13 protein-coding genes are annotated in these 19,349 nt (G+C 70.9%); 6 read left to right on the forward strand and 7 right to left on the reverse strand.

The genetic code is table 11. The features are described from left to right. The first annotated feature begins 2 nt into the window (after nucleotides 1–2). The 6 genes from GobsT_RS10260 (at nucleotide 3) to GobsT_RS10285 (ending at nucleotide 10,106) form a co-directional block, all read left to right on the forward strand. Nucleotides 3–1,910, forward strand: a complete 1,908-nt coding sequence (locus tag GobsT_RS10260) for a hypothetical protein (protein ID WP_148087686.1) — start codon at nucleotides 3–5, stop codon at nucleotides 1,908–1,910. 387 nt (nucleotides 1,911–2,297) lie between these two features. Then, nucleotides 2,298–3,506: a glycosyltransferase family 1 protein gene (locus tag GobsT_RS10265; RefSeq protein WP_148087687.1), complete on the forward strand. Its 1,209-nt coding sequence runs from the start codon at nucleotides 2,298–2,300 to the stop codon at nucleotides 3,504–3,506. Nucleotides 3,507–3,608: 102 nt separating this feature from the next. Next, complete coding sequence (locus GobsT_RS10270; protein WP_109571166.1) at nucleotides 3,609–6,365, forward strand: choice-of-anchor Q domain-containing protein; 2,757 nt, start codon at nucleotides 3,609–3,611, stop codon at nucleotides 6,363–6,365. 242 nt (nucleotides 6,366–6,607) lie between these two features. Next, nucleotides 6,608–8,194 (forward strand): 2-isopropylmalate synthase, encoded by a 1,587-nt coding sequence (locus GobsT_RS10275; RefSeq protein ID WP_010039926.1) that lies wholly within the window; start codon nucleotides 6,608–6,610, stop codon nucleotides 8,192–8,194. Between the two features lie 248 nt (nucleotides 8,195–8,442). Next, nucleotides 8,443–8,856 carry a hypothetical protein gene (locus GobsT_RS10280; protein WP_010039928.1) on the forward strand — a complete coding sequence of 138 codons (414 nt, stop codon included), beginning with the start codon at nucleotides 8,443–8,445 and terminating at the stop codon, nucleotides 8,854–8,856. Then, nucleotides 8,853–10,106 carry a protoporphyrinogen/coproporphyrinogen oxidase gene (locus GobsT_RS10285; RefSeq protein ID WP_010039931.1) on the forward strand — a complete coding sequence of 418 codons (1,254 nt, stop codon included), beginning with the start codon at nucleotides 8,853–8,855 and terminating at the stop codon, nucleotides 10,104–10,106. Before GobsT_RS10280 ends, GobsT_RS10285 begins: the two co-directional genes overlap by 4 nt. Here the strand turns inward: GobsT_RS10285 and GobsT_RS10290 are convergent. From GobsT_RS10290 to GobsT_RS10320, 7 genes are all read right to left on the reverse strand, one after another. Beyond that, complete coding sequence (locus GobsT_RS10290; protein WP_029600889.1) at nucleotides 10,099–10,791, reverse strand: HAD family hydrolase; 693 nt, start codon at nucleotides 10,789–10,791, stop codon at nucleotides 10,099–10,101. The two genes, GobsT_RS10285 and GobsT_RS10290, sit on opposite strands and share 8 nt — an antisense overlap. A gap of 4 nt (nucleotides 10,792–10,795) precedes the next feature. Beyond that, nucleotides 10,796–11,131 carry a hypothetical protein gene (locus GobsT_RS10295; RefSeq protein WP_010039942.1) on the reverse strand — a complete coding sequence of 112 codons (336 nt, stop codon included), beginning with the start codon at nucleotides 11,129–11,131 and terminating at the stop codon, nucleotides 10,796–10,798. A gap of 65 nt (nucleotides 11,132–11,196) precedes the next feature. Further along, complete coding sequence (locus GobsT_RS10300) at nucleotides 11,197–12,186, reverse strand: hypothetical protein (RefSeq protein WP_109571165.1); 990 nt, start codon at nucleotides 12,184–12,186, stop codon at nucleotides 11,197–11,199. Then, nucleotides 12,183–14,264 (reverse strand): DUF58 domain-containing protein, encoded by a 2,082-nt coding sequence (locus GobsT_RS10305; RefSeq protein ID WP_010039951.1) that lies wholly within the window; start codon nucleotides 14,262–14,264, stop codon nucleotides 12,183–12,185. The genes GobsT_RS10300 and GobsT_RS10305 overlap by 4 nt, the downstream gene beginning before the upstream one ends. A 144-nt stretch (nucleotides 14,265–14,408) precedes the next feature. Then, nucleotides 14,409–15,419, reverse strand: a complete 1,011-nt coding sequence (locus GobsT_RS10310; RefSeq protein WP_010039953.1) for an AAA family ATPase — start codon at nucleotides 15,417–15,419, stop codon at nucleotides 14,409–14,411. Between the two features lie 100 nt (nucleotides 15,420–15,519). Then, nucleotides 15,520–17,124 (reverse strand): hypothetical protein, encoded by a 1,605-nt coding sequence (locus GobsT_RS10315; RefSeq protein ID WP_010039955.1) that lies wholly within the window; start codon nucleotides 17,122–17,124, stop codon nucleotides 15,520–15,522. Between the two features lie 4 nt (nucleotides 17,125–17,128). Next, entirely contained in the window at nucleotides 17,129–18,838 is a 1,710-nt protein-coding gene (locus tag GobsT_RS10320) for a hypothetical protein (RefSeq protein WP_010039959.1), read from the reverse strand. Nucleotides 18,839–19,349 lie beyond the last annotated feature (511 nt).

Genomic DNA, 19,349 nt, shown 5'->3' on the forward strand with positions numbered 1-19,349 from the left:
ATTTGACTCGCCTTCATCCTCTTGCGGTTGCGGTATGCGTCGCGCTCTCGGGCGCCACCGCGTTCGCAGCGCCGGTCGATGTGGCGGACGTGTTCCCGGCGAACACGCTCGCCTACGTCGAACTGCACAACCCCGCCGAACTCGGGCCGCAGGTCGCTGCGGTGCTGAAGGGCACCCCGCTGCAAGACAGCGTGCCGTTCATCCACGGGAAGAAGGACGAGGCGAAGACGCTCCCGGAACTCCGAGCGAAGGAGGACCTCGCGGCGCTCGCGCTGTTCGCGTCGCCGGAGGTGGTCGCGGAGTTCCGCAAGCTCGGCGGCGTCGCGGTCGGTTTGCTCGGGTTCACCGAACGCGGTGAGCCCGAATTCGCGCTCGCGGTGCTCACCGGGGACAGCGCCGCGGCAGGGCTCGCGGCCCGCGCGTTCGTCACCGCGACCCCGAACGTGCGGACGGTCGGTGAGGTGTCGAAGGTGCCGGTGTTTCAGCGCCGCCAGCCGGTCGTCACGTACGACATGAACGGCACTCCAAAACTGAGCGGCGAGAAGCCGAAGGAGGAGCCGCGCGATTTGACCTATGCGTACACTCCGGGGCTGTTCGTCGTGGGCACGAGCAAGGCGGCCCTGGCCCCGGTTATCAAACGGTTCCGAGCCGAAGAAAAGGACGCGCTGGGTGCGACGGCAGGGTTCAAAGAGGCCGCGGCCGAGTACCGAAAACCCGGGCTGTTCTTCTACGCGGCCGCGCCCGGGTTTTTCGCCGCCGCCAGCGTGGCCGATCGCGCTCGCGGTGCCGACACCGGCGCCGACCTGCTGGCGTGGCTCAAGCTGACCACCAACCCCAAAGCGCTCAAGTCGATCGCCGGGAACGCGCGGGTTCGTGACGGTGGGCTGTCGCTCGTGGCCGGGGGACGGTTCGATCCGGCGGAAAAGAGCCCGCTGGTTGACTTCTTTTCGGGGCCGGGGGTGAAGGTTGAGGCTCTGCACCACGCGCGCAAACCGGCTGCGTTCGCCGCGACGATGACCCTGCCCGAGAAGGACCGCGCCGCTGCGCTGATCGGGTTCCTCGACGCGCTCGCGAAGGGGGCGGGCCAGCTCGGACGGCTGCCCGGTGATATCGCGAAAGACATCGGCGTGAAGCACAAGGTGGCCGTCAACGACCTGCTCGCCAAGGTGAACGCGGTCACGGTCGTGGTTCCGGCAAAGCCGGATCTGCCGAAAGGCGCCACGCCGGTCCCGATGTTCGTGATCCACACCGCGGACGCCTCGGCGGCGGCCGCTCTGGAGGATCTTGTTCCCAAACTGATCGCCGAGATCGCGGGCGAGCCCGCGCCGGCCCAGCCGTCGACCGAAACGGTTGGCGGCGTGCAGGTGCGCTCGCTCGCGGGCACCGGGCTGCCGTGGAGGGCCGCGGTCCACTACGCGCGCAAAGACGCCGTGCTGGCGTGGGGGCTCGACCGCAAGCTGGTCGCGGCCGCGCTGACCCCGGACGCCGCCGGCTCGGTCGTCGGCGAAAAGGGCGGGACCGTTCCCCCGGGTGCGGCGCTCGCGGGCGCGTTCGACCTCGGCGCGCTCGTCGGCGCTCTTGGCGAGAAACCAGCCAACGGCCCGATTCGGCCGGCGCCCCCCGCACCAGCGCCGGGCACGGTGACGGAGCTGATCCCACCCGATGTACTTCTGAAGGACGCGGACAAGGCCCGCGCTGCACTCACGGCCGCGTTCGGCCAACTGCCGCCGGCGGCTGTGACGGTCCGGCGCGATCGCGATCGGCTATTGTTCGAGGTGTTCCAGCCGAAGATCACGGACGGCGGCCTCAAGCCGGTGGTCGACGCCTGGCTGGATTTGTTCGACAAGGAACTGAGCCTGCGCGACCCGAGCCGGTCGGCGCCGGGGTTCCTGCCGCCGCCGGAGCGGTAACCACCCGAGGCGGTCTCGGACCGGGCGGCGGCGAGTACCGGCCGCCGCAGTCGGCCGATACACCATTCAACCAGCAATCAAGTTTGCCAATTTCCCGAGTTGCGCCCGGCGAACAGGATACTGGGCGCGACCGCCGGCCGCGAGGTGACGCGGCACATCAATTGTCAGCGCTCGCAGCAAATCGGCTCGCGCGGAAGCCATTTTTACCCCTCAATTCGGCTCCGGATTCGCGCCGCATTGCAATCGTGAATTAGCTTACGGCGTGAACCTCGAGCGCCCCGCTCGGTTCGCCGTGGGTTCGAGCACCCGCGAATCGCACCACCCCACGGACGGGTGAACGACGGTCCCCCGAACGCGGGCCGGACCGGTCGAGAAAGGTGAGACACGGTGGAAAGGTCGCCGCGCGGTCGGACTGTTTTGCTCGGGTGGGAGCTGGGCGGCGGTTTCGGGCACGCACACAATCTGCTCCGGGTGGCCCGCGCGTTGGCCGCCGACGGGCACCGGCCGGTCCTCGCCGCCCGGGAGGCGGTGGCGGCGTGGCCCCTCTTGCGGGACGCTCCCTTCCCCGTGCTCCCTATTCCGGTCTGGTCGGAGCCGGCCCCGGCGGGCTTCGTCGCCGCCTCCTTCGCCGACATCCTCCGGCTCCACGGCTACGCGTCCGACCGCACGCTTCTCCCACTGCTGCGGCAGTGGGACGGCATCCTGGACGTGGTCCGGCCCGACCTCGTCGTCCTCGACTACGCCCCCACCCTCGGGCTCGCCGCGGCCGGTCGGGTGCCGACCGTGGACATCGGGAACGGGTTCTGCCAGCCGCCGGCGGACCTGCCGGTGTTCCCGCCGTACTTCCGCGACCAGTCGACCCAGCCCCCGCGCGGCGCGCCGGAGGACCTGCTGGCCGCGGTCCGGGCCGCGCAGGCCGCCCGCGGCCGGCCCGCGCCCGCCGCGCTGCCGGGCATCGCGGCGGGGGTCGAGGCGTTCGTCACGACCGTTCCGGAGTTGGATCCGTACCGGGAGGCCCGGCGCCGCCCGCCGGTCGGGCCGCTCGCCCCCCCGGTGGCGGCCGACGGGATCGCCCCGCGGCGCTTCTTCGCGTACCTGAGCGCCGAGGTGGCCAGCACCGAACCGGCGCTGACCCTGCTGGCGGCCGCCGGGCTTGACGGGGAAGTGTACGTGCGCGGGGCGACGGCCGGGCAGCGCGAGCGGCTCCGGGGCCGCGGGCTGACCGTCCACGACGCCCCGCCCCCGCTGGCGGAGGTGCTCCCCCGCGTGCGGGCGGTGGCCCACCACGCCGGGCTCGGCACCGCCGAGGCCGCGCTCCTGGCCGGGCGCCCGCAGTTGCTCCTCCCGGAGCACCTGGAGCACCAGTTGTACGCGTCCGCCGCTCACCGGCTCGGGGTCGCCCACTACCTCGCGGGAACGTACCCGGCGTCGGACGTTGCCGAAGGGATGCGGCAGTTGCTCGACGACCCGGCGTTCGCCCGCCGGGCGGCCGAGGTGGCCGCCGACCTGCGCCGGCGGTGGCCCGACGGCTCGCTCGGAACGATCGTCGGCCGCTGCCGCGAACTGCTCGACCAACCGGCCGTGGCGGTGGCCTGACCGCCCGGCCGGAACCCAACCCCCCACGACCCGGCTGCGGCCGGGCGCTTTCCGTCCCGTTGAGTGTTTTTCATCCTGCAAAATTGGAGAGACCGAGAGATCATGGCGTTTCATAACAGCCGTTCGCTGCGCAAGAGCCTGTTCGGACGCCTCGCGATCGAACAGATGGAAGACCGATGCGTCCCAGCATTTTTGGCCGTAACCGGGTTTGCCGACGGCCCCGCCGGGCCGCCGACCGCCGGTACCGGGACGCAGAACGACCCGTACCTGTTCGGCAGCCTGCGGGCGGCGGTCCAGTACGCGCAAGCGGCGGGCGACGACACCATCACGCTGTCCGCCGGCACCTATCTGCTTACCGACACCACCGACTTCGGCCTGGACATCGTCGACGCGGCAACGACCGGGAAGCTGACGATCGGCGGGGCCGGAGCAAGCCAGACCTCCATCACGGCCAGCTTCGGAGCGCCGAACGCGAACACCCGCCTCTTCAACCTCTCGGGCGGGGCCGACCTGACGCTCACGAACATGACGCTCAGTGGCGGAAACGTCACCGATATCGGCGGTGCCATCGTAGCGTACGGCGGCTCCGCGGGAACCCATCTGGCGCTCACCGGCGTCGACCTGTTCGCCAACCAGGCCCAAGATCTGGGCGGAGGGGTCGCGCTCATCGGGATCGACGGAAGTGTCACCGCGACCCTGACGAACGTAAACGTGACCAACAACCAGTCCGGATATGGCGGCGGGATCGGGATATTTTACGGCGGTATCTTGACGGCCACTGACAGCTCGTTCACCGGCAACCAGGCTGTCGTGATCGGCGGCGGGATCGCGACATACTACGGCGGGTCGGTGACGATCACCAACAGCACTCTGAGTGGGAACACCGCAATTTACGGAGGCGCGGTCGGGGTGTGCTTAGACATCGGCGGGTCGGTGACGATCACCAACAGCACTCTGAGTGGGAACACCGCACATTACGGAGGCGCGGTCGGGGTGTTCTCAGACATCGCCGGTACGGTGTCGGTGACCAACAGCACCCTGAGCGGGAACGCCGCAGATTACGGCGGCGCGGTCTTCACGGCCGACGACTACGGTGGGGCGACCACCCTGACCAACAGCACGGTGAGCGGCAACACCGCCACATACGGCGGGGGCGGGCTCGCCGCTCTGTACGGCGGGAACGACGGCACGCTCGACCTGGTAAACAGCACCGTCAGCGGCAACGCCGCTGCTTACGGGGGCGGTGCCCTCTTCACCGGCGCGCAGGGGACGCTGACCAACTCGACCGTGACCGCCAACCGGGGGTACGGAGGCGGGCTGTCGGCCGACGGCTGGATCGCGGTCACCGTCCGGAACTCGATCGTCGCCGGCAACTTGGACCCGACCGGAACCACCCCGGACGACCTGTTCGTGGACTCCGGCATCCCGTTCCTCTTCAACTACTCGCTGATCGGCGTGGGTGACAGTCTGGTGCTGGCCCCCCCGCCGGTGGGCACGGGCAACCAGATCGGGACATTAGCGAACCCGCTCGACCCGCGGCTCGGGCCGCTGGCGAATAACGGCGGGCTGACGCACACGCACGCCCTTCTGGCGGACAGCCCGGCCCGCGACATGGGCGACCCGGACGCCTCGAACCTGCCGCCCACGGACCAGCGGGGACAAACCCGGGTGCTCGGCGGCCGGGTGGACATCGGCGCGGTCGAGTTCGTCGCGGTCGCCATCGGCCCGGACGCGCTCCCGGCGGGCACGGTCGGGACCGCGTACGCGGCGACGCTCACCGCGGCCGGCGCGAGCGGTCCGTTCGTGTACACCGTCACCGCCGGGGCGCTGCCGCCCGGCGTGACGCTGAGCGCGGCCGGGGAGCTGACCGGCGCTCCGACGGCGGCCGGGGCGTACACGTTCACAGTTGCGGCGACCGACTCGAGCGGGGCCAGCGGCGCGCGCGAGTTCGCCCTCACGGTCGCCGCGGCCGCCACGCCGCCCAAGTTCGTGCTGGGGGCCGGGAACAACGGTCGGGTCCAGCTCGCCGGCGGCGACGGCACCTCGATCCCGGCCTTTAACGGGTTCCAGGGTGAGGTGCGGGTCGCCACCACGGACCTCAACGGCGACGGCGTGATGGACATCGTCGCCGGGGCCGGTGCGGGCTCGGCGGGCGGGCACGTGAAGGTGTTCGACGGGGCCACCGGCGCCCTGATCCGCTCGTTCCTCGCGTTCGACGGGTTCGCCGGCGGGGTGTACGTCACCACCGGCGACATCAACCGGGACGGCGTCGCCGACCTGATCGTGGGGGCCGGTGCGGGCTCGGCGGGCGGGCACGTGAAGGTGTTCGACGGGGCCACCGGCGCCCTGATCCGCTCGTTCTTCGCGTTCGACGGGTTCGCCGGCGGCGCCCGGGTGTCCAGCGGGGACGTGAACGGGGACGGGGCGGACGACATCATTGTGGGGGCCGGTGTGGGCTCGGCGGGCGGGCACGTGAAGGTGTTCGACGGGGCCACCGGCGCCCTGGTCCGCTCGTTCTTCACGTTCGACGGGTCCACCGGCGGGGTGTTCGTGGGGGCCGCCGACCTGGACGGCAACGGCACCGACGAGATCCTCGTGGGGGCCGACGCCGGGGCCGACCCGGTGGTGAACGTGTACGGCGCCGCGGACCGGCCCCAGTTGAGTTTCCTGGCGTACGCCCCGGCGTTCCGCGGCGGGGTCCGGGTGGCGGGCTTCGACGTGGACGGGGACGGCCGGGATGAGATCCTCACCGGCAGCGGGGCTGGGGCCGCGGGCGACGGCCGCGTGTTCGACTCCGCCGGCCGGGTGCTCAGCTCGCAGATCGTCGCCGACGTGCTCAGCGGCATCTTCGTCGGGTGAGGCCGAGAATCTGCCCGCCGCCCGGCCGTTCGGAGTTGCTCCCGGCCGCGGCGCGCTGTAATCTACCGGTGATACCTTCGCACGAGACGGATACCGTGACCGCGTCCCTGCTCCTTCTGAACCTTCCGCTTCTTGGACCGTCACGGGGCCATTGTCCTTCGCGCGTCGGCTGATCCGATCCACGAGGTAACAGCGGCCCCGGAACTCAAGTTCCGGGGCCGATTTCGTTTCAGGAGCGCGTTATGTCCGTTCCGGCCGATCCGAACCGCGTCATCATCTTCGACACCACGCTGCGCGACGGCGAGCAGAGCCCGGGCTGCAGCATGAACCTCGCCGAGAAACTCGAGATGGCCCGCGCGCTCGCGGACCTCGGCGTGGACGTGATCGAGGCCGGGTTCCCGATCGCCTCCCCGGGCGACTTCGAGAGCGTGCAGGCCATCGCGCGGCAGATCCACGGGCCGGTCATCGCCGGCCTCGCCCGGTGCAACCCCACGGACATCGACCGCGCCGCGGACGCCGTAAAGGACGCCGAGAAGCCGCGCATCCACGTGTTCCTCGCCACCAGCGCGATCCACCGCGAGTTCAAGCTGAAGATGACCTCGGAGGAGGTGGCGCGGCGGGCCGTCGAGGGCGTCAAACGCGCCCGCGACCGGTGCGCCGACATCGAGTTTTCCCCCGAGGACGCGGCCCGCACCGAACTCGACTTCCTGGCAGAGGTGGTCGAGCGTGTGATCGAGGCCGGGGCCACCACGCTCAACATCCCCGACACCGTCGGGTACGCGGTGCCGCAGCACTACGCCGCCATCATCCGGCACCTCAAGAAGAACGTCCGCGGGATCGACAACTGCGTGCTCTCGGTCCACTGCCACAACGACCTGGGCCTGGCGGTGGCCAACAGCCTCGCGGCCCTGGGCGAGGGCGCGCGGCAGGTCGAGTGCACCATCAACGGCATCGGTGAGCGGGCCGGCAACACCTCGCTCGAAGAGGTGGTGATGGCGCTGCACACCCGCCGCGACTACTACGGGCTGACCACCGGGATCAACACCCGGCACCTGTACCCGGTGAGCCGCAAGCTGTCGCACGTCACCGGGCAGACGGTGCAGCGGAACAAGGCGATTGTGGGGCAGAACGCCTTCGCGCACGAGGCCGGCATCCACCAGGACGGGATGCTCAAGGAGCGCAGCACCTACGAGATCATGCGCCCCGAGGACGTGGGCATCCCGCAGACCGAGCTGGTGCTGGGCAAGCACAGCGGCCGGCACGCGCTCAAGCAGCGGGTCGCCGCCCTGGGGTACGGCCTGTCCGACGAGCAACTGAACAAGGTGTTCGAGGAGTTCAAGAAGCTCGCGGACAAGAAGAAGGAGATCTACGACGCGGACATTGAGGCGCTCGCGGAGAACCAGCTCCAGGAGGGCACGGGGAACCTGTGGACCCTCGTCGGGTTCACCAGCACTGCGGGCACCGGGTCGCAGACCTCGGCCGCGGTGACGCTCAAGCACCTCGACGGCTCGGTGCGTCGCGACGCCGCCGTCGGCAACGGCCCGATCGACGCGCTGTTCAAGGCAATCAACCGGGTCACCGGGGCGGCCGTGCGGGTGGTGGACTACCGGGTGCGGTCAGTGAGCCAGGACATGGACGCGCTGGGCGAGGCGAGCATCGAGATCGAGTACTCGGGCAAGAAGTCGCGCGCCCGGGCGGTCAGCGTGGACGTGGTGGAGGCGAGCGCCCTGGCGTACCTGGAGGTGGTGAACCGAGTCGCCTCGCGCCAGCTCCGCGACCGGCTCAAGCCGACCGACAACGTGCCGACCGAGGCCGTCCCCGCGGGCTAATGCCGGTGCGGCTTTCGACTGCACGCGCGTGTAATCGGCACACCCGGCGCCAGGTTGCGGTCCTACGGTTTGCGGCTTGTTGTGTGCCTGCTTTTTCGTGCGGTTCGCTTGTGGAGCAGCGGCGCTTTGGGCATCCGATCTGTTTCACGCCGCGCACTCGGTGCTCCTTGCTACCGTCCACGTGGCAAACGGACCACACTGAAAAACAGGTACGCGGCATGCAACGCAATTCTCGGCAAGGAGGGCGTGTGGCCGATTCGCCGAAGTGGATGCGCGGCGTGCTCGCCCTTGCGGGCGTGTACAACCTCGCGTGGGGCGCGTGGGCGGTATTGCTCCCCGAGCGGTCGTTCGCCAACTCGGGGATGCAGCGCCCGGACCAGCCGCTCCACTACCCGGAGCTGTGGCAGTGCATCGGGATGATCGTCGGCGTGTACGGGGTCGGGTACCTGATCGCGGCCAGCGACCCCGCGCGCCACTGGCCCGTTGTGCTGGTCGGGTTCCTCGGTAAGTTCTTCGGGCCGGTCGGGCTGGCTTACGGCGTACTCACCGGCCGCTCGAGCGCCGAAGGTTTGCTCACCTGCGTTCCGAACGATCTGATCTGGTGGGCGCCGTTCGTGCTGACCCTGCGGCACGCGTACCGGTCGCGAGGAGGTCGCGAATGAATGACCCTGACGTGCTGATCGTGGGCGCCGGGCTGGCGGGTCTGGCGTGCGGGCGGGAGCTGGCGCGGCGCGGGGTGCCGTTCCGCATCCTCGACGCCGCCGACGGGGTCGGGGGCCGGGTCCGCACGGACCTCGTGGACGGGTTCCGGCTCGACCGCGGGTTCCAGATCTACCTGACCGCGTACGCCGAGGGGCGGCGGGTGCTGGACCTCCCGGCGCTCGATTTGAAGCCCTTCGCCCGTGGGGCGCTGGTACGGTTCGGCGGCCGGTTCCACCGGGTCGCGGACCCGCGGAGCGAGCCGCTCGCCGCCGTCGCGTCGCTGTTCAACGCGGTCGGCTCTCCGCTCGACAAAGCGAAGCTCCTGAAGCTCTACCGTGACGTTCGGCGCGAGGCCCCGGACGCGCCGAACCCCGACCGCACGACAACCGAGCAGCTCCGCGCGGCCGGGCTCGGCCCGAAGCTCGTGGAGCGACTGTTCCGACCGTTCCTGGGCGGGGTGTTCCTCGAACGCGAACTCACCACGTCCGCGCGGTTCTTCCGGTTCGTGTTCGGGGCGTTCGCGGCTGGCCCCGGGGCGGTCCCCGCCCTCGGGATGCAAGCGATCCCGGAACAGCTCGCGGCGGGGCTGCCCGCCGGCTCGGTGCGGCTGAACGCGCCCGTCGAGGCCGTGGCCGACGGCGCGGTGTCGCTGGCGGGCGGTGAGCGCCTGAGCGCGCGGGCCGTTGTCGTGGCGACCGACGGCACGGCCGCCGCGCGACTGCTCGGCGCCGCGGTGCCCGATCCGGCCTGGAACGGCACCGTAACGCTGTACTACGCCGCCGACGCCGCACCCCTTACCGAGCCCATCCTGGCGCTCGACGGAGAGGGCCGCGGCCCGGTGAACAACGTGGTCGTGATGTCGGCGGCGGCGCCCGCTTACGCCCCGCCGGGCAAGGCGCTGGTCGCGGCGTCGGTCGTGGGTGTTCCCGCCGATGGAGATGGGGAACTCGACCGGCGGGCGCGGGAGCAACTGGCGGAGTGGTTCGGCCCCGCGGTCGCCGGCTGGAAGCTGTTGCGCGCGTACCGGATTCCGCACGCGCTACCGGCCCAACCCGCCGGCACGCTCGACCCGTGGCAGCGCCCGGTGCGGCTGCGGAGCGGGCTGTACGTGTGCGGCGACCACCGCGACACCGCCAGCATCGACGGCGCGTTGACCAGCGGCCGGCGCGCCGCCGAAGCGGTGGCGGAAGACTTGGCCCGAACTAGCTGATCAGTTCCGCGAGGCCGGCCGCGCGGTGGAGAACGTGTGTGTGCCGCGCGTCCGGATCGAGGAGGAGGGCGTGCATTCCGGCCGCGGTCGCGCCCTCGTAATCGTTTCGCAGGTCGTCCCCGACGAACAGCACTTCCGCGGGCGCGCAGCCCGCGATGCGGCTCACTTCCGCAAAGAACTCGCGTGCGGGCTTCCGCCAGCCCACTGCGGCACTTACGACGACGCGGTCACGGAGCGGGGCCAGTTCCGGGAGCCCGTCGAGTACTGTGAGCAGCCGGGCGTCGTAGTTGGAACCCATACCCAGGACGAACCCTCGCGCCGACAGCGCCGCGACCACCCCCGCGGCGGCGGCGGGAACGCGCCAGGCGCCGGGCCGCGCGTAGTGCTCAAAGAGGTGAGCGAAGCACGCCCCGGGGTCGGACACGCCGGCGAGCGTGCTCGTCACGATTGTGCGCCAGCGGTCGCGCTCGCGGGCCTCGCTCGTGGCCCAACTCCGGTCGGCATCGGCCGCCTCTTCTTGCCGATAGGCGGTGAGGAACCGCTCGCGCACTTCGGACGCGGGGAGGTCCAGGCCGTGCCAGCGTGCGACCGCGGCGTAAACCGCCGGGGCCGACGGCTCGGGGAAAATGAGCGTGCCGACCGCGTCGAAGAACACGGCCCGCACGCCGGACGGGATTCGTGCCACGGCGTCAGTTCGCCGCGCCGTTGGCGGACGCGGCGCGGCTCCGCGGTCCCGGGACCACGGACTTCGTGGGCGTCGGCGCGACCGACTTCACCGCCATCCGGCTCGCCTTGCGGGTCGCCGGCTGGGCGCCCTCGGGGAGCGACCGCGCCGCCTGCGCCGCCACCGCCACCTTTAGCAGGTGCAGGCCCGAGCGGAAGATGATGAACGCGATGAACGCGGACGGTCCGGCCTCGAAGATGCGGCGGTTCGAGATCAGCCCGTAGGTGTTCCAGAACTGCCACAGGCCGACGCCGATCAGTGCCCAGCCGGCCAGTTCCCGGCTCCAGTACGCGAACCTCATGTTGATGCGCTCTCTCGGGTTTGGAACTCGGCCGGACGGCGGGAGCGGCCCGGTGGTGTTTTGCGTCACTTCTGGTCGTCGCGGCGCGCTCGCTTCGGACGCTTGCGCGCGGCCCGTTCCTCTTCGGCGGCGCGCTTGCGCGCGGCCTCTTTCTCGCGCTGTCGGGCGTCCTGCGCGGCGGCCTCGGCCCGCTCGCTCGCGCGGCGCCGGCCCCAGACGCGCCACTTCTCCAGCCGCACCCGCTCGCGGTGCGACTCGCTCCAGCTCGTGTCGGCGAGCACCATCGCCCCCTCGGAGGCGTTCATCACCCGCAGCCGCCAGTACCCGAACACCAGCCGCACCAGCAGCGTGCCGAAGAACAGGATGCCCAGCAGCACGAAGAAGCGGTTCTGGCCGGGGCGGAACTCGCCCGGCGGTTGGTCCCGGCTGAACGCGCGGAGCGAGCGCGTGTCCGCCCACCGGAACGGCACCCCGCTCTCCATCGGGACGAACTCCAGCGCGTTCACGAGCCACCAGACCGCCTGGCCGATCAGCACCAGCGCGCCCGAGGCGGCCAGCATCCACGCGAGTTCGTCGGGCCGGATGTGCGCCGTCGGGCGGCGGACCGGCACTTCGCCCTTGCGCTTGAGGGCGCTGTCCGGCGGCACGATCTGGTGAACGAGCCCGAACAGCCGGTACTGGCCCCGCAGGTACACCAAAACGGCCATGACCAGCACCATGTCGGTGACCTGGAAGTGGCTCTCGCGCACCTGATAAGGGTTCTCGGACCCGGGGTCGGGGATGCCGAACGGGAACAGTTGGAAGTACGCGATCACGAGCAGCAGGAACGGCGGCGCCGCGGTCCAGCGGAGCGCCATCGCCGCGGCGCCGAACAGCACCACGATGATGCCGCCCAGGTCGCTCCCGCTCATGAACAGGACGACGAAGATCATCGCCAGCGCGGCCAGCGTGGCCAGCACGTAGGGCCGCGCCGCGGCGTCGGTGGCGAGGAGCCGGATCACGTCGCCCTGGGTCAGCTCGGGCTGCCCGCCGAGCGCTTTAACGGTGTTGCTCATCGGCGGCTCCTCATCCCGCGCAGCCGGTCGAGCCGGTCCAGCACCAGCCGCACCGCGTCGCCGTCGTTGGCCCGCACCACCGTCGCGCCGACGCCCGCGAGCGCCCGGCGCGTCAGGCGGAACGACTCGTGGTACTGGCGCGTCAGGTTGTCCCGGACGAGCTTCGTGATCCGCTTCTGCCGCTCCCCGGGCGCCATCTCGGCGGCGGTCCGGCGCCGCGGGGCGCCGGCGCCGGGCGCCTCGGGAGCCGGCGGCGCGTCGTCGGGGGCGGACACGTCCGCGGGCCACGGCACGATCACCATGACGTGGTGCCGCCGCGCCCGCGCCACGCGGCACGCCTTGACCAGCGGCTCGATGTCGGGGCCGAGTTCCGCGAGGTCCGCGAGGATCACGTACAGCTCGTTGTCGCGGGCGCGGCTCACGGCGCGGATCAGCGCCGAGCCGAGCACCTCGGCCTTCTCCTCGCACCGGAACCGGTACCTCCCTTGGTCGTCGTACAGGGGCACCGGGCACCGCAAGTGGTGGTGCCGGAGGAAGGCGCCGGCCCGCTCGGCGTAGGCTGCGTCATCATGGACGTAGCGCTCGACCGCGTCCGGGCCGGCGCCGTCCTGGAGCGAGAACAGGGCCGCGAGCCGCTTGCGCTTCTTCAGCTCTTGCGCGGCGGCGCCGAAGAACCCGGTGACCCCGTGCAGCAGCCAGAACAGCCCCGCGAGCACGCTCGGGAGCAGCAGCGCCGCCGGCCAGACGATCAGGAACACCAGCACCCGCACGGCCAGCGGCTCGCGCCCCACCAGGCCCCCGGTGGTGCGGACCCCGAAATCGAAGGTGGCCGCGAGCCACTGGACGATCACGCGGTTGACGGGCCGCGGGAGCCGGGCCACGTCGGGGTCCAGTACGGACGCCGCCTTCCACGCGAGCAGGGCCGGCGGGATCACGACGAGCGCGAACACGAGCCAGCCCCACCACTTGTCGAGCAGCGGCTTCCACAGCCGCCGCAGCGGCACCGTGTTGGTCTTGCGGCTCATGAGTTCGGGGTACAGCTCGTGCGCCAGCGGGTACGCCCGGGCGGTGAGCAGTTCCGTCTCCACGCCCGCCGTCCCGGGCTGGAGCGCCGACACCTCCGCCAGCTTCCGCAGCACGTTGATCATGTGCGTCTGCGTGCGGGCCGGCGGGACCGGGTGCGCGGCCTCGTCGTCGAAGGTGGTGAGCCCCACCAGGTCGCGGTTCGCGGCCGTGGCCTGCGCGACGACGGCGGTGACCCCGGCCAGCCGCGTGAGCAGCGTGTTGCCGGGCGGCCCCAGCCGCACCCCGTCGCTCGTGTCGAGGAACAGCACGCACCGGACCGGCACGTCGTTCTCGTACTCCTTGGTGATGAGCTTGTCCTTACGGGCCGACGGCTTCCACGCGATCATCTTGGGCGGGTCGCCGGGGCGGTAGTCCCGGAGGTCCAGCAGCTCGTCGCCCGACCCCGGGCGGCGCAGCCGGTGGATGCCGGGGGGCGGGAGCGTGTTGAACCGCTTGTCCGCCCGCTGCCGGCTCTCCTCGCTGACCAGAGGGGGGAGAACGAGGTACTCGATCGGGTCGCGGAGGAAGATCCGGCGGTAGAAGAACCCGTGCAGGTCCGCCACCCGCACCTTCACCCCCTCGAACCGCAGCACGCCCGGCGCGGGGCACAAGAGCGTGTAGGCCACGTCGGCCGGCTCGCCGGAGCGGACGGTGGCGTGGTTGCTCGGCTCACCGGCGAGCACGTTCGCGCCCGCGGGCAGCCGGTCCTCGACGAGCGCGTAGTCGATGGTCACGAACCCGTCGTGCCGCACCTGCACGCGCACCTGGAACGGGACGTTCGCCCACAGCATGGGGGCGTCGCGCCCGCTCTGGGTGACGAACCGCTTCTGGCGGAGCCGCGACACGGCGGCGTTGGACCTGGTGTGGAACTGGAGGTACTCCCAGACGAACCACCCCAGCAGCGTGACCGCGAGGAGGGCCGGCACCGTGGTGAAGTAGGGGATCACGAACGCCCCCATCACCAGGATGAAGGAGACGATCAGCAGGAACCACCATCCGCGGGCCGTCAGCATGGGAGTTGTGTTCGCGTTTTGGTGTCTTGGTGCTTCGTGCCTGGGGCGTGCGGCGTTCGGGTTGCGGGCGCCGGTCCGGCGCCCGCGGGCGCACGGAACTGTGCGGAACACCGCACACCCAAACACGAAACACAGAACACAGGCTCAGACGGTTTCCATCACCGGGACCGCTTCGAGGAGTTCGCGGACGATGTCGGCGACCCGCTTGCCCTCGATCTCGGCCTCGGGCCGCAGGATGAGGCGGTGCCCGAGCACCCCGAACGCCACCGCCTGCACGTCCTCGTGCGTGAAGAAGTGCCGCCCTTCGAGGACCGCGCGGGCGCGGGCGCAGCGGAGCAGGTTCAGCGACGCCCGCGGGCTGGCCCCCAGCGCCACGTCGGGGTGCTCGCGGCTCCGCTCGGCCAGTTCCACGATGTACTCGTACAGCGTGTCCGCCCCGTACACCCCCGGCAGCTTGCGCTGGAGGTTCAGGATCGTCTCCGGGGTGAACATCGGCGGCACGTCCACGACCGGCTTGCTGTGGAGCTTCAGCAGGTTCACCTCGTGCTCGTGCCCCGGGTACCCCATCTCGACCCGCAACAGGAACCGGTCGAGCTGCGCCTCGGGCAGCCGGTACACCCCCTCCTGCTCGACGGGGTTCTGGGTCGCCATCACCAGGAACGGCGGCGTCAGCGGGATCGTTTCGCCGTCCACCGTCACCTGGTGCTCCTGCATCGCTTCGAGCAGCGCCGCCTGCGTCTTCGCGGGCGCGCGGTTGATCTCGTCGGCCAGCAGCACCTGGGTGAAGATCGGCCCCTTCCGGAGCACGAAGTCGTTCTTGTTGCGGTCGAAGATGGACGTGCCGGTCACGTCGGACGGGAGCAGGTCGGGGGTGAACTGGACGCGCTGGTACTGGCACCCGAGCAGGCGCGAGAACACCTTCGAGATGGTGGTCTTCGCGACCCCGGGGACGCCCTCGAGCAGGACGTGCCCGCCGGCCAGCATGGCGATGAGCAGTTGTCGGGTGATGTCCTCGGCCCCGACCACGACGCGGCCGACTTCTGCCGTGACTTTTTGGCTGAGGAGCTTCGCCTCCTGGGCCAACTCGTGGGCCGCCGCACGGAGGTCGGCGGGGGGCGCTGCGGCGCCCGGGGTCGAGGTCGAAGCCAAACTCATGCCTAACTCCGGTCAGTGTCCATCAGTGCCGTGCGGCGCCGCCCGGTCCGCCCCGCGGGGCGCGCCGAGAAACGGGTCCCGTTGTTCCGTGCGGGGGCGATCAGGCCGCGGGTTCGAACTTCCACTTGCCGTCCGCGTGGGCCCGCTTGAGCCGCTCGAAGTACGGTTCCAGCTCGTACCACCGCTGGGCGGTGAGGGGCATCGGCGGTCCGTACGCCAGGCGCCACAGGTCGCGTAGCGCCAGGCGCAACGATTCGGGCTTGCGCACCGCGCGGGAGATTTCGAGCGCGGGCAGGCGCGGGCCGGGGGCGGCGGGGGCGCCGGCGCTCGCGAAGAACTCCCGCACCACCGCCGTCACCGGCTCGTACAGGTTGTTCCGGCGGGCCAGCTCCTTTTGCCGGCGGTCGAACACCCCGGGCGGCCCGGTGCTGGCGGCGCCGGCGCCGGCGTTGGGCGGCGGCGGGGCGTCCTGCGGGTGCCGCCCGCCCCACAACTTCCGGAGCAGGAAGAACACGACCGCGACGGCCGCGACGGCCAGCGTCCGCTCGACCCACCGGGCCGCGGCCCGCTCTTCCCGCTCGGACCCCGGCGGGCCGACCATCGCCTTGTGCAGCGCGTCCCGCTCCTGGAGTTCGTCCGCCTTGGCGTCCAGCAAGGTGATGAGCTTGTCCTGGTTCTTCCCGAACAGCGGGCCGAGGTTGGGCATCGCGTCGGGCGGGACCGGGGGCAGCGGCGGCGAGAACGCCGACTGCAGGCCGTCGAACCGCTCCACCAGCCGCCCGTTCTCGAAGAACACGCACCGCGTCCGCTCGCCGCCCGGCCCGCGCAGGTATTCGACCGTGCGGAACGCCAATTTGCGGTTGTCCGTGCCCGGCTCGAGCAACATCTGGTTGATGAACACGCTGGAGTCGGCGACCGCCAGGAACGAGTACCCGGGCTTGCCCCCGTCGGGCGCCCCGTCGCCGCCCACGGCGAACGTCGGCGGGGTCCGGAACCCGAACCCGGTGGGCGAGAACGACGACCGCGGGAGCCGCGCCAGCGGGTGCTGGTACTCGTTCTGGAACTGGGTGATGTTGATGTACGTGGGCTGGTTGGTCGCGACGCGGGTGAGCCCGCGGAACACCCCCCAGACCCGGCCGCCCGGGTCCGCCCCCGGGCGCTCGTCCGGCGCGACCGGAACCGCGTACGGACAGTCGTTGTTCCTGCGGTGCGTGTCGTTCGGGTTCTGACCGTTGGCCCGAACCGTGTCGCCGTTGAAGTTGCCGACCGGCCGGGCCATGTTCCGGTTGCCGGACGTGTAGAGTTCGCAGCGGTCGTCGGAGGCGATCAGCGCCGCCCCGCCGTTGCGAACGACCTGCCGCGCCCACCACAGCGGGTCGTTCGCCTGCCGCGGCTGCGGGTCGCCGAGGACAACCACGATCAGGTCGTGACCGGGTTTGAAGTCGGGACCGGGTTCGAAGGCGAGGTCCTTGAGGAGAAGCTGCAATTCGTATCCTTGCACCGGCCGCACCTTGGCGGCGTCGAAGATGGCGCGGAACAGCTCCGTCCCGCCCCCCGGGACCACGAGCTGCGGCTGCGCCGCGGGCGGCTGCGGGCGCGGGCCGGGCGGCTGGCCCCGCGCCGCGGGCGGGGCGAGTGCAAGGGCCAGCGCGAGCAGGCCCACGAGGGCGAGTCCCGAGCACCGGCGGGCGTTGCGTCGCTTCATGGCCTCAGCCCATCTCCGCAAGGTCGCACACCAGCCGCCGGGCCTCGAGCAACTCGGCCCGGCTGAGGGGCTCGTCGAGCGGGGCGTACCGGGCCAGTTCGTAGAGCCGGGCCAGGGTCAGCGCCGCGTCGGGCTGGGTCCGCGCCAGCACCGTCAGTTCGTCCGCGACGGTCGAGTGGGTCCAGGTCTTCGCGCCCGGGCCGCAGATGAGGACGCTCAGGTACTCGAACGCTTTCACCACGTCCTCGCGGCTGTTGATCTCGCGCGGGTCGACCGGCCACGGCCCGAGCCCGTCCGCCACCGCGACCCGGCCGCGCCCCCCGAGCCGCGCGATGGCGGCCCACTTCCACCACACCACGACCGCGACGACCAGCGCGAGCAGCGGCACGAACAGCAGCCAGGGGACCTGCACCCCGCCGAAGTTGAACGACCCCCACCCGCCCCAGTTGCTGTCACCGCTGGGCCACCGGCCGCCCGCGTCGGGCCAGCGGGACCGGGGCCGCGCGTCCGGCAAATTGAAGCCGGTGTTCTTCCCCCAGTCGAGCTTCCAGTCGAGCTTGGGCCACTCCCACTTGCCGTCCAGCCCGCCGAACAGGTCCTTGAGCCCGTCCCCGTCCATCCCGTCCTTGAACATGTCGAACAGGCTGTTGCCCTTGCTGTCGGTCAGGGCGTCCATCGCCTCGCGGTCGGAGATCAGGTCGTAGATCGCGCGCTTGACGGCCGGCGACTCGTCGAGCGGGCCGACGTTCTTTTCCCACAAGGCGCTTGCGGCCTCGTAGGCCTTTTGCTGCGCCAGCCGCTCGGGCGAGTCCCGGGGCGGTTGGGGCCGCTCGGGGTCGAATTCCGGCTCCGGTTCCGGCGGTCGGGCCTCGATCGGGCGCCCGTTGCGCGGGTCTTCGAACCCCTTCGGGTCTTCGTTCCGTTTCGGATCGATCTTGTCGGGTTCGCGGGTTTTGTTCGGATCGCCGACTTTGTTCGGGTTCAACGGCCCCTGCGCTTCGGGGGGGCTGGGGGGGGCTTTGGGCATGAGCGCCTCGCCGGTGCGCGGGTCGAGCGGTTGCCCGGTGCGCGGGTCGTACGGGCGCCCGGTTCGCCGGTCGAGCGGCAGACCCGAGTCCGGGTCGATGCGGGGGCGCTTTTGGGGGTCGGCGTACGGAAACTGTTCCGGATCGAAGTTGTTCGGATCGAAACTCTTGGGATCGAACTTGGGCAGATTGGCCGGGTCGAACTTGGGCGCCTTGAGGGGGTCGGGGCGACCGTCCCGTGCCATCTGTTCTTTAAGGAGGGCGAGGTCGCGCGCGAACTCAGCGGGTGCGAGTTCGGTGCCCGGTGCGCGGTTCGAGTCGTTCTGGCGCTTTTGCGCCATATCGACGAGCCGGTTCATGAACTCTTTGTTCGCGAGCGCCTTCTGAATTGCGGCGTTGAGACGCTCGTCGTTCACACCCGGGTTGTTCTTCTTGACCGCGTCGCGGATCCGGTCTTCGCGTTGCTTGCTCGTGGCGTCGTCCTGCCCGTACTGGCTGAACAACTCACGGATCCGGTCCGTGGTGAGGTGATGCTGCCAGATGGTGTGCCGCCCGGTTTGCGGGTCGTTAAACGCGTTCGGCCGGAACTGCAGGGGTGGGGGCGGCTGACCGTGTGCCGTGCGGGGCAACCCGAGGGCAAGCAGCGCGAAAGTCGCTGACAGGATCAGACCGCGACGGCCGGCAGACATGGCAGGTCGCCTCCGAGCACACGTGTGGTCCCGTCCCGGCGGGGTGAATGGCACGACTACAGAACTTGTAACCGGTACCGCCGTTCAGACGCAACTTCCTCATTGTGGCGGAACGGCCTGTCCGAAGCAAGCGAAAGGCCGGGCAGTCCGGCGCGGCCGTCGTCGGGTGTGTTAATGAGAAGGTCGCTCGATCGATGTGCCTCGCCGGCATTCCGCGCAATGATAGGGCGTGTGCTGCAGCGTTGCCGCCGTGTGCTCGATCGGGAGGTCGCCGAAACACGTCCGGACGTCCAATTGCCTCGGCCGGTGTGCGGCGCTGTAACGGGGGTTACAGTGCCGCACGGGGGTACACCCGATGGACATTCGCTACCGGTTGACGGGCGATTCGGTGGCGGTTCGCTGGGCCGTTGCTACCCAGGAATCGGCTCCCAAACACTTTGCAGGTGAGGCTTGTGGGTGCGACCGAACGTCCTCTCGGATCGCACGAGGTGAGTCGCAAGACGTTGCGAGG

Origin of the sequence: Gemmata obscuriglobus, assembly GCF_008065095.1 — a bacterium.
GTDB classification, from domain to species: Bacteria; Planctomycetota; Planctomycetia; order Gemmatales; family Gemmataceae; genus Gemmata; species Gemmata obscuriglobus.

Bases quoted from the DNA above. Each gene is read 5' to 3' on its own strand.
- GobsT_RS10320 (WP_010039959.1), bottom strand. From the start codon at position 18,838: ATGTCTGCCGGCCGTCGCGGTCTGATCCTGTCAGCGACTTTCGCGCTG.
- GobsT_RS10310 (WP_010039953.1), bottom strand. From the start codon at position 15,419: ATGAGTTTGGCTTCGACCTCGACCCCGGGCGCCGCAGCGCCCCCCGCC.
- GobsT_RS10315 (WP_010039955.1), bottom strand. From the start codon at position 17,124: ATGAAGCGACGCAACGCCCGCCGGTGCTCGGGACTCGCCCTCGTGGGC.
- GobsT_RS10285 (WP_010039931.1), top strand. From the start codon at position 8,853: ATGAATGACCCTGACGTGCTGATCGTGGGCGCCGGGCTGGCGGGTCTG.
- GobsT_RS10295 (WP_010039942.1), bottom strand. From the start codon at position 11,131: ATGAGGTTCGCGTACTGGAGCCGGGAACTGGCCGGCTGGGCACTGATC.
- GobsT_RS10300 (WP_109571165.1), bottom strand. From the start codon at position 12,186: ATGAGCAACACCGTTAAAGCGCTCGGCGGGCAGCCCGAGCTGACCCAG.
- GobsT_RS10305 (WP_010039951.1), bottom strand. From the start codon at position 14,264: ATGCTGACGGCCCGCGGATGGTGGTTCCTGCTGATCGTCTCCTTCATC.
- GobsT_RS10270 (WP_109571166.1), top strand. From the start codon at position 3,609: ATGGCGTTTCATAACAGCCGTTCGCTGCGCAAGAGCCTGTTCGGACGC.
- GobsT_RS10275 (WP_010039926.1), top strand. From the start codon at position 6,608: ATGTCCGTTCCGGCCGATCCGAACCGCGTCATCATCTTCGACACCACG.